Here is an 11,939-nt window from a genome sequence, read left to right on the forward strand (position 1 = left end):
GGGTGGGCACAACCGGACCACCGGGCCGCACCGAACCGACAACCGTCCTGTACGTGCACTTCCACGCACCCGAGGGTGCCCTCGGCGAGGGAACGTACGACGGCCTCCTAGCCCTCCTCGCCGAGGTGACGCCCGTCGTCCAGGCGTTGCCGCCCGACGCCGCCCTCATGGAAGTACGCGGCGCCGTGCGCTACTTCGGGCACGATCCGGCCGAGCTGGCCGTACTGCTGCGGGTGCGCGCCCTGGCGCGATACGGCGCCGACTGCACCGTCGGCATCGCGGCCAACCCCACCCTCGCGCGGATGGTCGCGCGGGACGGCCCGCCCGGGGCCGTCCGCACGCTCCCCGGCGGACCGGGCCGGGAAGGCCCGGACGCCGTCGCCGCCTTCATGGCCCGCAAGCCGGTCGCCGCGCTGCCCGGCGTGGGGCCCGCCACCGCCCGCGCGCTCTGCGCGTACGGGCTCGACAGCGTCGGCCGGGTCGCCGAGGCGCCGCTCCCCACCCTGGAGCGGATCCTCGGCGTGGCCGCCGGGCGGCGGGTCCACGAGCGGGCGCGCGGCATCGACCCGACGCCCGTCACCCCGGACGCCCGGGCGCGGTCGATGGGCGCGGAACACCGCTTCGCCACCGACGAACTGGACCCCGGCCACCGGCGCCGCGCGCTGCTCGCGCTCGCCGACGGGCTGGGCGCCCGGCTGCGGGGGAGCGGCCAGGTCGCCCAGGGGCTGAAGCTCACCGTCCGCTACGCCGACGGCTCGTCGAGCACCCGCGCCAAGTCCTTCGCCGAACCGACCGCGCACTCGCCCGACCTGATCGCCGCGGCGTACGCGCTGCACGGCGCGCTCGGCCTCCAGCGGGCCAGGGTGCGGGCCGTGGCGCTGCGCGCGGAGCGGCTGCGCGACGGGCGTGCCGCCGCGCACCAGTTGTCGTTCGACCCCGCCGACGAGAAGGCGCGGCGCGTCGAGGCCGTGGTCGACCGGGCACGGGAGCGCTTCGGCCCGGGGGCGGTGGGTCCCGCCGCAGCCCTGGACGTGGCATGACCCGGCCGTGACCTGAGCAAATCGTCGCGATCTTTGTGATTTTGCTTGACGCAAGCAAAGATCGCCCGCAATCTACCCGCAAGTAAGTTCACGCCTTTTTAACGCGCCCGCAACAGCTGTTGCCGGTGCTGTCCGGCGTACCCAAAACCCCCCATCCGCGAGGAGTTCAGATGAAGCAGCGCCGCAGCATCTGGAGAACGGTCAGATCCCTGCTGCCCGCGCTCGGCCTGGCCGTGGCGGCGGTCGCGATGCCCACCACCGCGTCCGCCGCCACGGCCTCGTCGTCCACCGTCAGCAGCGGCTGGAACAACGACTCGTGCCGGCCGTCCGCCACCCACCCCCGCCCCGTCGTCCTCGTCCACGGCACGCTGGAGAACGGCACCAACAACTGGTGGTCCTTCGCGCCCTATCTGACCGCGCGCGGCTACTGCGTCTTCTCCTTCGACTACGGCAAGATCCCCGGCGTCCCCGCCATGTACGGCCTGGGCCCGGCCGAGAAGTCCGCCGGGGAGCTGGCGCGGTACGTCGACAAGGTGCTGGCGACCACCGGCGCGTCCAAGGTCGACATCGTCGGCCACTCGCAGGGCGGCATGCTGCCGCGCTACTACCTAAAGTTCCTCGGCGGCGCCCCCAAGGTGAACGCCCTTGTCGGCATCGCGCCCAACAACCACGGCACCACCCTGTCCGGGCTCACCAAGCTCCTGGACATCGTCCCGGGCGCCCGGGACATCATCGACGGCACCGCTCCCGGCCTGACGGACCAAGCCATCGGCTCGGACTTCATGAAGAAGCTCAACGAAGGTGGCGACACCGTCCCCGGCGTCCGCTACACCGTCATCGCGACCCGCTACGACGAGGTCGTCACCCCCTACCGGTCCGCGTTCCTCGACGGCCCGAACGTCCGCAACGTGCTGGTGCAGGACCTCTGCCCGGTCGACATCTCCATGCACCTGACGCTCGGCACCATCGACCGCGTCGCCTTCCACGAGGCCGCCAACGCCCTCGACCCCGCCCACGCCACGCCTGCGACTTGCGCGTCGATGCTCAGCTGACCCGAACCGACCCGCATCCATGGGGCCGCACCCACGTGCGGCCCTTGACAGCCGTCGCGCGGCCCGGGACAGTGCTGAGCTCGCTGGACGCTCACGAATGGGGGAGTGCGTGGCGAACGAGGTAACCGTTCCGCTGCTGCCGTGCGGCTCGATCGACGAGATCGCCGACTTCTACCGGATGCTCGGCTTCGAGGTCACCTACCGGCAACAGCGCCCGAACCCGTACGTCGCGCTGCGGCGCGAGGATCTTCAGCTGCATTTCTTCGGCATGCCGGACTTCGATCCCGAGCAGTCGTACGGATCCTGCCTCGTGTACGTGCGGGACACCGGCGAGCTGTACCGGGAGTTCGCCGAGGGAATGCGTGCGGTGCACGGAAAGCTGCTCGTGTCCGGGATTCCGCGGATGACCCGGCCGCGCAAGCGGAAGAACGCGGACAACCTGTCCGGGTTCAGCCTCGTCGACCCGGGCGGCAACTGGATCCGCATCTTCCAGGCGCGGGACTCCGGCAGCTCCGTTCCCAGCGCCGGCCGGCTGGGAAAGGCGCTGCAGAGCGCGGTCGTGCTCGGCGATTCCCACGGCGACCACCGGCAGGCCGCGCGGATCCTGGACTCCGCGCTGACCCGCGACGACGACGCGGTGAGCACCGTGGACCTCGTGGAGGCGCTGGTCTACCGGGCCGAACTCGCCGTCGCACTGCGCGACGGCGAGACCGCCGACACCCTGCTGGCCCGCGTGCGCGCGACCACGCTGGACGACACCGACCGCGAAGCCCTCGCCGAGGCCCTGGGCAACGCCGCCGAACTCGAACGCGTTCGCGATTCGCGCCTTCAGACCCCTTGACGTGCAGCGTCACCGGCTAACGCAACGGTGTTGGCGTATACGTGTGGAGCGCCTACATGGAGATTTCCGCTTGCGGAAGTCTCCGGCTCCCACCGGGCGGGGGCGGCACCTTTATCTGCGCGGCAACTCGCGGAGGCAGTGGTACGTGATGAGCGCAGGGTGAGCCGTGGCTATACGTCCTCGGGCCGGGACCAGACGCCGGGACCTCCCTCGCGCCATTCGACCAGGCTGGGGTCCTCCAGCCGCAGGTCGTTCATGTCCAGGCCGGCGCGGCCGAGGTATTCGAGGACGTCGACGATCCCGTAAGCCACCCCGAGGAACTCCGCCCCGATCGTCACCTGCCGGCCGCCCGACGCCAGGGGCGGGTGGATGATGATCCGTGCGGGTTTGGACATACTTCCAGCCTGCGCCCGGACGGACCGGGGCGCCTCCCGGCCGCTTGCCCAAATGGTCCGGTGCTTGATGGGGTAGCCGGATGCGTATACGTATCACCACCCCTTGTGTCGTATCCGCCGTTTTCGCGAGCGCTGTGCTCCTGACGGCGTGCGGATCGGAGAGCGCCCGTCCGGAAGGCGCCCGTCCGGAGGGCGGCGAGGGGCGGACCGCCGTGCCCAGTGGCCCTGAGAAGGACGGCGTCAGGATCACCGGCAGCATCGGCAGTAGTGGCAGTAGTGGACAGGCGGCCTCGGCCGACTTCGAGGTCACCAACCGTGACACCGAACCGTTCACGTACACCATCACCTTCGAGGTCCTCTCCGGTTCCGGCGGGGTAATGGCGAACGAGCGACAGACGGTGTTCTCGGTCGGCCCCGGCCGGACCGTGAAGGACACCGTCCGCACACATACCCCGGGGCGTGTACGGGTCGGCAAGGTCCGGCGCGTCCCCTCGGCCGAAGCACCGGACGGGACCGGCGCGTGCCCTCCTTCCGGGGTCCGCGTCACGGCCGACGAGGGCGACGCCGCCATGGGCCTCCGCGTCGTGGGACTTCACCTGGAGAACTGCGGAACCCGCCCTTACACCGTCGAGGGTTACCCGCTCCTCGGGCTGCTGGACGAGGACAGGAAACCGGTCTCCGGCGTCAGGATCCTGCACGGCAGTGGTGATATCGCCACCATGAAAGCTTTCGACGAGCCGCCTCGGCCGGTGGTCCTGAAGCCGGGCGAGACCGCGTCCGCCGGTCTGATGTGGCGCAACACCACCGGCGCCGGCGACGCTGTGAACGTCCCTTACGTGAGGGTCGAGGCCAAGCCCGGGGCTCAGCCGATGACGGTGGCGCCGGAACTCGACCTCGGCACCACGGGAAAGCTCGGTGTCGGCCCGTGGAAGAAGGACTCCCCCCGGCGGGAGGGCGTCAGGCCCTGACCCGCCGGGTGCGCGCAGAAGCGCAGGCTCACGCGTGGGCCTGCCTCTGGTGCAGGCCCATCGTGGTCGCCCAGTACGCGGCACGCTCACGGTCGCCCGTGCGGCACGCGGCGTAGTACTCGCCCTTGATGCGCTGGCACTCCTCGCACCGCTTGCGCGTGTGGGCTTCGCTGGCCTGTTCGGGGGTATGGGGCATGAAACAAACCCTTGTTAGACGGTCGCTCACTCACGCGAGCGATGTTCACTGCTTGCGCTCCCAGCGTTGCGCTTCGTGCCTACGCTCAACAGGTCTGGAGCCACGCCAACGCGTTTGGGGTGAACGGGAGATGGCGGACAGCGGCGAGCCTGAGAGTGGTGCGGCCTACTTCGGGGCCGAGGTACGGGCCTGGCGTACGGAGAGGGACATGAGCCAGCGGGAGCTGGGGAAGGAGGCGCAGTACGGGCAGCAGTACGTGGCGAAGGTGGAGGCGGGGGAGCGGCTTGCCAGCCCGGAGTTCGCCGACGCGTGTGACGCGGTGTTCGGTACGCCGGGTATGTTCGCACGCTTGCGAAAGCGGGCCGCGCAGCGGGCGTACCCGGGCTGGTTCGTGCCCTACGTGCGACTGGAGCAGCGGGCCTCGACGATCCTGGCTTACAACCCGAACCTCATCACGGGCATGCTGCAGACAGAAGCTTATGCTCACGCCGTTTTTCGCAAGAGGCGTCCGCGTGACGAGCCGCAAGTCATTGCCGAGGAGGTCGCTCGACGGCTCAGGCGGCGTCAGGTCATGGAGAGCGCTTCGCCGCCCCTGTTGTGGGTCATCCTGGACGAGTCGACGCTGTTGCGCAGGGTCGGCGGCAGTGAGGTCATGCGTGAGCAGTTGGAGTACCTGCTTGAGGTGGCCGGGTCACCTCACATCGTTCTCCAGGTGCTCGCACTCGGTTCAGGAGCCGCTGCCTCACACCTGCCGTTCTACGTGCTGAGGTTCGGCGACGAAGAGCCGGACGTCCTCTACGTGGAGAATCCGGTCTCTGGCCAGGTGATCGACTTCCCCGAGATCGTGAAGGATGCGAACGTCATGTACGACAGGCTGCGCGCCGACGCCCTGTCCCCGGCGGAATCCCTCGTCCTCATTCGTAAGGCGATGACGGAATGGAACTCATGACCGTGCCCCACATACACAGCCTGGAGTGGATCAAGTCCAGCTACAGCGAAGGTAACGGGGGTGAATGCGTCGAGTTCACTCGCGACCTCGTGGTCGGCGGCATCGTCCCGGTCCGTGACAGCAAGAACCCCACCGGCCCCGCCCTCGCTTTCACCCCCGCCGCCTGGGCGGCGTTCACCAGGGCCTTCCGGTAAATCGCTGGCATCCGGGCCCGGGCCGGGAGACGCTGCGATCATGAACAACGCCCCCACCACGACCGTTTCCCTCCTCAAGGCAGGCCGCATCAAGGTGCGCTATCCGGCGGAGGTCCTGACCGACGACGGCACGCACGTCGTCGTCCGCGCGGCCTGGGCCGGAACGTCCGCCCGGGACTTCGGGTTCGTCCGCTTCGAAGAGGGCGACGTCTTCACCGAGCACTACTGGCGTGACCGCTGGTACGCCGTCAAGGAGGTCCGGGACGGCGGCGGCACGCTCAAGGGGTGGTACTGCGACGTCACCCGCCCGGCCGTCGTCGGGCCGGACGGGATCGTCGTCGAGGACCTGGACCTCGACCTGTGGGTCTCGGCCGACGAGACCGCCGTTCTCCGCCTCGACGAGGACGAATTCGCCGCCAGTGGGCTGGAGGAACGGGATCCCGGTGCCGCCGCCGAGGCCCGTCGCGCGCTGGACGAGTTGGAGACGCTCGCGCGCGAGGGCTCGCTCACAGACCTGCCCGGGGGCGCCGTGGCAGGGTGAAGCTATGACCGAGCACAGCAGACCCGCCCCCGTTCCCGCTCTCGACCTGATCCTGGCCGTCGTCGACCCCGGCAGCTGGCGCAGTTGGGACCGGCCCGTACCCCTCGCCACGCAGGACGCCGACTACCGCGCCGACCTCCTGGCCGCGCGGGAGCGGACCGGGCTCGACGAGTCCGTCGTCACCGGCGAGGGGACGATAAAGGGCCGTCGAGTGGCGCTGGTGGCCTGTGAGTTCCGGTTCCTGGGCGGGTCGATCGGGGTCGACGCGGGGGAGCGGCTGGTCCGGGCCGTGGAGCGGGCTACGGCGGAGGGGCTGCCGCTGCTGGCGGCGCCGGCCTCGGGTGGCACCCGGATGCAGGAGGGCACGATCGCCTTCCTCCAGATGGTGAAGGTCGCCGCCGCGATCACCGACCACAAGGCCGCCGGGTTGCCCTATCTCGTCTATCTGCGGCACCCCACGACCGGTGGGGTGCTGGCCTCCTGGGGCTCGCTCGGCCATCTCACCGCCGCCGAACCGGGCGCCCTCATCGGTTTTCTGGGCCCGCGCGTCCACGAGGCGCTGTACGGCGAGGAGTTCCCGCCGGGCGTTCAGGTTTCCGAGAACCTGCTGGCGAACGGGCTGGTGGACGCGGTGCTCCCGGCCGCGAGCCTGGCGGGGGTCGCGGCGCGGGCGCTGTCCGTGCTGTGCGACGGAGCGGACGGAGCGGACGGGACCGCCCCCGCCGCCCCGGAGGGTGGCGTTCCGGAGCCGTCCGCCCCCGCCGTCGTGCCCTCCGCCGAGGAGTCCATCCGTGCCTCCCGCCGCCCCGGGCGGCCCGGGGTACGGGAGTTCCTGCAAACAGCCGCCACCGATGTCACCCCGCTCAGCGGCACGGGCGCGGGGGAGCGCGACCCGGGGCTGCTGCTGGCGCTGGCCCGCGTCGGCGGGACTCCGTGCGTCGTGCTCGGGCACGACCGGGGCAGCCGCCCCGACCGGAACGCGGGTCAGGCGCTCGGGCCGGCCGGGCTGCGGGCCGCCCGGCGGGGGATGCGGATCGCGGCGGAACTGGACCTTCCGCTGCTGACGGTGGTGGACACCGCGGGCGCCGCGCTCTCCCGCGAGGCGGAGGAGGGCGGGCTCGCCGGAGAGATCGCCCGCTGTCTCGCCGACCTGGTGAACCTGCCCGCGCCGACGCTGTGCCTGCTGCTGGGCCAGGGGGCCGGGGGCGCGGCCCTCGCCCTGCTGCCGGCGGACCGGGTGGTGGCGGCCCGGCACGCCTGGCTCTCCCCGCTGCCGCCCGAGGGCGCCTCGGCGATCCTCTACCGGACCACGGACCGGGCGTACGAGATCGCCGGACGGCAAGGGGTGTGCTCCGCCGACCTCTTGGCGAACGGGATCGTGGACCGCATCGTAGAGGAGGAAGCCACCGAGGGCACCGGGGACACCGGGGACGGGGACTTCCTGGTGACTCTCGGGCGGGTGATCGGAGGCGAAATGGCTGCTCTGGTGGCGCGTGATGAGCGGGAGCGGCGCACGGCGCGACGTTCGCGCTACCGGCGCCTCGGTAGCGCGGGTGCGGGGGTCCTTCACGCCTAAGTCAAAGGGGGTATTACGGGCACACATTCGCAGGGAATTGACAAGGTTAGGTTTGCCTAACCTAAGGTCGACCTCGTGAACGTGACTGATGCGAGGCCGGCCCGACCGGCCCGGCCGTCGCGGCCCCCCGCCGGGCGGGCCCCCACGACGCGCGGGGTGCTCCTCCTGGCCGGAGGGGTCGCACTACTCCTCGCCATGGCGGTGCTCAGCCTGGCGGCCGGCTCGCGCCCGGTGCCGCTGACCACCGTCTGGCACGCCCTGGCCGACGGCGACCGCAGCAGCGACGGCCTCGTCGTCACCGGGCTGCGCGTGCCCCGCACGGTGATCGGTGTCGTGGTCGGCGCCGCCCTCGGCATCGCGGGCGCCCTCGCCCAGGGCATCACCCGCAACCCCCTGGCCTCGCCCGCCACTTTGGGCATCAATCATGGGGCCGGATTCGCCGTGGTCCTCGCGAGCTACGCGCTCCACCTCTCGCGCCCCGCCCAGTACCTGCCCTTCGCCTTCGCCGGTGCCGCCCTCGCCACCTTCGCTGTTCTCGCCCTCGCCCGCCGCGCAGGCGACCTGGACCCCGTACGCCTCGCGCTCGGCGGCACCGTGCTGGACGCCGTCCTCATCTCCTGGACCTCCGCGGTCATGCTCACCAGCCACCGCACCCTGGACGAGGCCCGCTTCTGGCTGGCGGGCTCCCTCGCCGGGCGGCAGACGGACGTCCTGCTGCCCGTCGCCGTGCCGCTGCTCGTCGGTCTCGCCCTCGCCCTGGCCGTCGCCCCCGCGCTCAACGCCCTCGCCCTCGGCGACGAGACCGCCCAGGCGCTCGGCGTCCCCGTCGCCAGGATCCGCGCGGCCGGCGGTATCGCGGTGATCCTGCTGGCCGCCTCCTCCGTAGCGGTCGCCGGCCCCCTGTCCTTCGTGGGCCTCGCCGCCCCCCACCTCGTCCGCAGGCTCATCGGCACCGACCACCGCTGGGTGCTGCCCGGTTGTGCGATCGCCGGGCCGCTGCTGCTGCTCTCCGCGGACGTCCTGGGCCGCCTGGTGCTGCGGCCCGTCGAACTCGAGGTCGGCATCGTCACCGCCCTGCTCGGCGCCCCGCTGCTGGCCTTCCTCGCCCGGAAGGTGGCCCGATGACCGCCCTCACGACAACCGCCGCACCGGCGGCCCCCCGTGCGCTCGCCCGGCAGCGCCGCCGCACCGCGCTGCTGAGCGCGGCCGTCACGGCGCTGATCGTCGTCCTGACGGCGGTCGGCCTCGGCACCGGGGAAGTGCCGATCGCCCCGCTCGACGCCCTGCGCGGGCTGGTGGGCCTCGGCGACCCCGGCTCGGTGATGCTCGTTCAGGAACTGCGCGCCCCCCGGGTGCTCTCCGCCCTCGCGGCGGGCGCCGGGCTGGCCGTCGCCGGGGCCCTGCTCCAGCGCGTCGCCCGCAACCCCCTCGCCTCCCCGGACGTGGTCGGCGTGACCGGCGGCGCCTCGCTGGGCGCGGTGGTCGCCATCGCCACGGGCGCCTCGGCGGCCCTCACCCCGCTCGCCGCCCTCCTGGGCGGGCTGCTCGCGGCCGTCCTGCTCGGAGCGCTGGCCTGGCGGGGCGGGTTCACCGTCTCCCGGCTCGTCCTCGTCGGCATCGCCGTCCAGTCGGGGCTCGCCGCCGCCGTCAACCTCTTCATCGTGCGCTTCCCCCGCGAACTGGCCTCCACCGCGCTGCAGTGGACCACCGGATCGCTCTACGGGCGCACCTGGACCGAGTTCGGCGCCGGAGGGGCGGCGGTCCTCGCCGGGATCGCCCTCGCCCTGGTCTGCCACCGGCGGCTCGCCGTCCTCGACCTCGGCGACGACACCGCCGGAGCCCTCGGACTGGCACCCAAGGCCGCCCGGCTCCAACTGCTGCTCCTCGCCGTCGTCCTGGCCTCGGTCGCCGCCGCCCTCACCGGGCCCATCGGCTTCGTGGCCCTGGTCGTCCCGCACATCGTGCGGTTCCTGGCCGGCCCCCACACCATGGGCACGCTCGCGCTGACCGCCCTGACCGGAGCCGCCCTGCTGCTCGGCGCCGACCTGGTCGTGCTGCACCTCCTGCCCGTGCACGGGCTGCCCGTGGGCGTCGCCACCGCGACGCTCGGGGCGCCCTGGCTGCTCGTACTGATGCTGCGTCAGATGAAGCCCAACGCTGGGAGTACCGCCCGATGAGCGCCACGAACGCCTCGACGAACGCGAACGCCTCGACAAACGCGAACGCGAACGCCTCGACGGACGCGAACGCCACCACGGGCGCGGGCCCCGACGACGCGGCGCGCCCCGGCCGGCTCGCCGCCCACGGCCTGACCCTCGGCTACGGCGGCACCACCGTGGTCGACGGCGTCGACCTGACGCTCCCCGGCGGCGCCGTCACCGCCGTCGTCGGCCCCAACGCCTGCGGCAAGTCCACCCTGCTGCGCGGTCTGGCCCGGCTGCTGGCCCCCACCTCGGGCACCGTCACCCTCGACGGCGCCGGCATCCACCGGATGTCCGCCCGCGCGCTCGCCCGCCGCATGGGCCTGCTGCCCCAGCAGGCCGTCGCCCCCGAGGGCATCACCGTCGAAGCCCTCGTGCGCCTCGGCCGCTACCCCCACCAGAGGCTGCTCACCCCCTGGTCCAAGGCCGACCAGGCGGCCGTGGAGGAGGCGCTCGCGCGCACCGGCACCGCCGCGCTGCGCGACCGCGCCGTCGACGAGCTCTCCGGCGGCCAGCGCCAGCGCGCCTGGATCGCCCTCGCCCTCGCCCAGGACACCCCGCTGCTGCTCCTGGACGAGCCCACCACCTTCCTCGACCTGCGGCACCAGCTCGATGTGCTCGACCTGGTCGAGGAGCTCAACACCGAGGCCGGCCGGACCGTCGTCATGGTCCTGCACGACCTCGGGCAGGCCGCTCGCTACGCCGACCACCTGGTCGTCATGTGCGACGGCCGCCCGGCCGCGGCCGGGCCCCCGGCGGAGATCCTGACCGCCGGACTCGTCGAGGAGGTCTTCCGGGTGCCCTGCCGGGTCGTCCCCGACCCCGAGACCGGCACCCCCCTGGTCGTCCCGCGAGCGAGCGCCCGCAGACGTCCGGCGCCCGGCGCCTCCTGACACCCCCTCGCACCACCCGACCCGCTCGAAAAGGAACCCCACCATGACCGTGCTCCGACCAGCCCTGCTCCGACTGCGCAGAGTGTTCGCGGTGCTGCTCGCCGTGATCGTCGGTACCGCCGTCCTCGCCGCCTGTGGGGGAGAGGAGAAGAAGGACGACGAGGCCGGGCCCGCCGCCGGAAGCGGCTTCCCGCGCTCGGTCACCCACGCCATGGGCACCACCGAGATCAAGAAGAAGCCCGAGCGCGTCGTCGTCCTCGACACCGGTGAGCTCGACGACGTGACCATGCTCGGCATCGAGCCGGTCGGCGCGGTCTCCCCGCACATGAAGACCGAGGGCGGCTTCCCCTCCTACCTCTCCGCCAGGACGAGGAACACCAAGGACGTGGGCCCCATGGCGGAGCCCAACATCGAGCGGATCATGTCGCTCAAGCCCGACCTGATCCTGTCCTCCAAGGTCCGCCACGCCAAGGTCTATGACAAGCTCAAGGGCATCGCCCCCACCGTCTTCACCGAGACCACCGGCGCCCCCTGGAAGGAGAACCTGAAGGTCCACGCCCAGGCGCTGGGCCTGGAGAAGGAGGCCGCCGCGGCGATGGACGCCTATGAGAAGCGCGCCAAGGCCCTCGGCGAGGAGATCAAGAAGAAGAACGACGGGAAGGCGCCCACCGCCTCCGTCGTCCGCTTCGTCGCCGGTCCCACCCGCCTCTACCAGAAGCAGTCCTTCAGCGGCATCGTCCTGACCGACATCGGCCTGCGCCGCCCCGAGTCCCAGGACGTCGACAAGGCCATGCTCGAGGTCTCCCCGGAGCAGATCGACAAGGCCGACGCCGACCTGGTGTTCGTGACCGTCGCCGACGACCCCAAGAAGACCCAGCAGAGCGCCGTCCAGGACAACCCCCTGTGGAAGGGCCTCGGCGCCGTCAAGAACGACAAGGTCTTCCAGGTGCCCGACGAGACCTGGATGTCCGGCATCGGCGTCCAGGCGGCCGACCGCGTCCTCGACGACGTCGCCAAGGCCGCCGGCGTCCCCGCGCCGAAGTAGCTCCCCCGGCCCACAGCGCCATCCTCCCAGCAGTCCTCCCCCCTCGTT

The 11,939-nt window shown here is 72.1% G+C and carries 14 protein-coding genes; 12 read left to right on the forward strand and 2 right to left on the reverse strand.

The genetic code is table 11. The annotated features are described in order from the left end of the window. Positions 1-2 precede the first annotated feature (2 nt). The 3 genes from K6I33_RS22815 to K6I33_RS22825 all read left to right on the forward strand — a co-directional run bounded on the left by K6I33_RS22815 (position 3) and on the right by K6I33_RS22825 (position 2,933). Positions 3-1,040 (forward strand): hypothetical protein, encoded by a 1,038-nt coding sequence (locus K6I33_RS22815; protein ID WP_229356146.1) that lies wholly within the window; start codon positions 3-5, stop codon positions 1,038-1,040. 170 nt (positions 1,041-1,210) lie between these two features. Further along, positions 1,211-2,092 (forward strand): triacylglycerol lipase, encoded by an 882-nt coding sequence (locus K6I33_RS22820; RefSeq protein WP_229356148.1) that lies wholly within the window; start codon positions 1,211-1,213, stop codon positions 2,090-2,092. Positions 2,093-2,201: 109 nt separating this feature from the next. Further along, positions 2,202-2,933, forward strand: coding sequence for a VOC family protein (locus K6I33_RS22825; RefSeq protein WP_229356150.1), 732 nt, complete (start codon positions 2,202-2,204; stop codon positions 2,931-2,933). 170 nt (positions 2,934-3,103) lie between these two features. Here K6I33_RS22825 and K6I33_RS22830 read toward each other — a convergent pair whose 3' ends face one another. Further along, the gene (locus K6I33_RS22830) at positions 3,104-3,328 is read right to left on the reverse strand and encodes a hypothetical protein (RefSeq protein WP_229356152.1); all 225 of its coding nucleotides are present in this window, start codon (positions 3,326-3,328) and stop codon (positions 3,104-3,106) included. A gap of 212 nt (positions 3,329-3,540) precedes the next feature. On the opposite strand from K6I33_RS22830, the gene K6I33_RS22835 reads away from it, so the two are divergent. Continuing rightward, complete coding sequence (locus tag K6I33_RS22835; protein ID WP_374285636.1) at positions 3,541-4,296, forward strand: DUF4232 domain-containing protein; 756 nt, start codon at positions 3,541-3,543, stop codon at positions 4,294-4,296. Between the two features lie 28 nt (positions 4,297-4,324). Here the strand turns inward: K6I33_RS22835 and K6I33_RS22840 are convergent, their stop codons facing one another. Further along, the gene (locus K6I33_RS22840; RefSeq protein WP_229356162.1) at positions 4,325-4,492 is read right to left on the reverse strand and encodes a hypothetical protein; all 168 of its coding nucleotides are present in this window, start codon (positions 4,490-4,492) and stop codon (positions 4,325-4,327) included. A gap of 130 nt (positions 4,493-4,622) precedes the next feature. Here K6I33_RS22840 and K6I33_RS22845 point away from each other — a divergent pair, with 130 nt between their 5' ends. The 8 genes from K6I33_RS22845 (at position 4,623) to K6I33_RS22880 (ending at position 11,891) form a co-directional block, all read left to right on the forward strand. Next, positions 4,623-5,441: a helix-turn-helix transcriptional regulator gene (locus K6I33_RS22845; protein ID WP_275126749.1), complete on the forward strand. Its 819-nt coding sequence runs from the start codon at positions 4,623-4,625 to the stop codon at positions 5,439-5,441. After that, positions 5,438-5,635, forward strand: a complete 198-nt coding sequence (locus K6I33_RS22850; protein WP_229356166.1) for a DUF397 domain-containing protein — start codon at positions 5,438-5,440, stop codon at positions 5,633-5,635. The genes K6I33_RS22845 and K6I33_RS22850 overlap by 4 nt, the downstream gene beginning before the upstream one ends. Positions 5,636-5,675: 40 nt before the next feature. Continuing rightward, a complete protein-coding gene (locus K6I33_RS22855) occupies positions 5,676-6,176 on the forward strand; it encodes a DUF402 domain-containing protein (RefSeq protein WP_229356168.1) in 501 nt (166 codons plus the stop codon). Between the two features lie 4 nt (positions 6,177-6,180). Continuing rightward, positions 6,181-7,752: an acetyl-CoA carboxylase carboxyltransferase subunit alpha/beta gene (locus K6I33_RS22860; protein WP_229356171.1), complete on the forward strand. Its 1,572-nt coding sequence runs from the start codon at positions 6,181-6,183 to the stop codon at positions 7,750-7,752. Positions 7,753-7,947: 195 nt separating this feature from the next. Beyond that, entirely contained in the window at positions 7,948-8,877 is a 930-nt protein-coding gene (locus K6I33_RS22865) for an iron ABC transporter permease (protein ID WP_229356180.1), read from the forward strand. Beyond that, positions 8,874-9,929: an iron chelate uptake ABC transporter family permease subunit gene (locus K6I33_RS22870; RefSeq protein WP_229356173.1), complete on the forward strand. Its 1,056-nt coding sequence runs from the start codon at positions 8,874-8,876 to the stop codon at positions 9,927-9,929. The genes K6I33_RS22865 and K6I33_RS22870 overlap by 4 nt, the downstream gene beginning before the upstream one ends. Then, positions 9,926-10,846: an ABC transporter ATP-binding protein gene (locus K6I33_RS22875; protein WP_229356175.1), complete on the forward strand. Its 921-nt coding sequence runs from the start codon at positions 9,926-9,928 to the stop codon at positions 10,844-10,846. Before K6I33_RS22870 ends, K6I33_RS22875 begins: the two co-directional genes overlap by 4 nt. A 43-nt stretch (positions 10,847-10,889) precedes the next feature. After that, positions 10,890-11,891, forward strand: a complete 1,002-nt coding sequence (locus K6I33_RS22880; protein ID WP_229356178.1) for an ABC transporter substrate-binding protein — start codon at positions 10,890-10,892, stop codon at positions 11,889-11,891. The last annotated feature ends 48 nt before the right edge of the window (positions 11,892-11,939 follow it).

Source organism: Streptomyces sp. UNOB3_S3 (assembly GCF_020740895.1).
GTDB lineage: Bacteria > Actinomycetota > Actinomycetes > Streptomycetales > Streptomycetaceae > Streptomyces.

Bases quoted from the DNA above. Each gene is read 5' to 3' on its own strand.
- K6I33_RS22820 (WP_229356148.1), top strand. From the start codon at position 1,211: ATGAAGCAGCGCCGCAGCATCTGGAGAACGGTCAGATCCCTGCTGCCC.
- K6I33_RS22830 (WP_229356152.1), bottom strand. From the start codon at position 3,328: ATGTCCAAACCCGCACGGATCATCATCCACCCGCCCCTGGCGTCGGGC.
- K6I33_RS22840 (WP_229356162.1), bottom strand. From the start codon at position 4,492: ATGCCCCATACCCCCGAACAGGCCAGCGAAGCCCACACGCGCAAGCGG.
- K6I33_RS22845 (WP_275126749.1), top strand. From the start codon at position 4,623: ATGGCGGACAGCGGCGAGCCTGAGAGTGGTGCGGCCTACTTCGGGGCC.
- K6I33_RS22850 (WP_229356166.1), top strand. From the start codon at position 5,438: ATGACCGTGCCCCACATACACAGCCTGGAGTGGATCAAGTCCAGCTAC.
- K6I33_RS22855 (WP_229356168.1), top strand. From the start codon at position 5,676: ATGAACAACGCCCCCACCACGACCGTTTCCCTCCTCAAGGCAGGCCGC.
- K6I33_RS22860 (WP_229356171.1), top strand. From the start codon at position 6,181: ATGACCGAGCACAGCAGACCCGCCCCCGTTCCCGCTCTCGACCTGATC.
- K6I33_RS22865 (WP_229356180.1), top strand. From the start codon at position 7,948: ATGGCGGTGCTCAGCCTGGCGGCCGGCTCGCGCCCGGTGCCGCTGACC.
- K6I33_RS22870 (WP_229356173.1), top strand. From the start codon at position 8,874: ATGACCGCCCTCACGACAACCGCCGCACCGGCGGCCCCCCGTGCGCTC.
- K6I33_RS22875 (WP_229356175.1), top strand. From the start codon at position 9,926: ATGAGCGCCACGAACGCCTCGACGAACGCGAACGCCTCGACAAACGCG.
- K6I33_RS22880 (WP_229356178.1), top strand. From the start codon at position 10,890: ATGACCGTGCTCCGACCAGCCCTGCTCCGACTGCGCAGAGTGTTCGCG.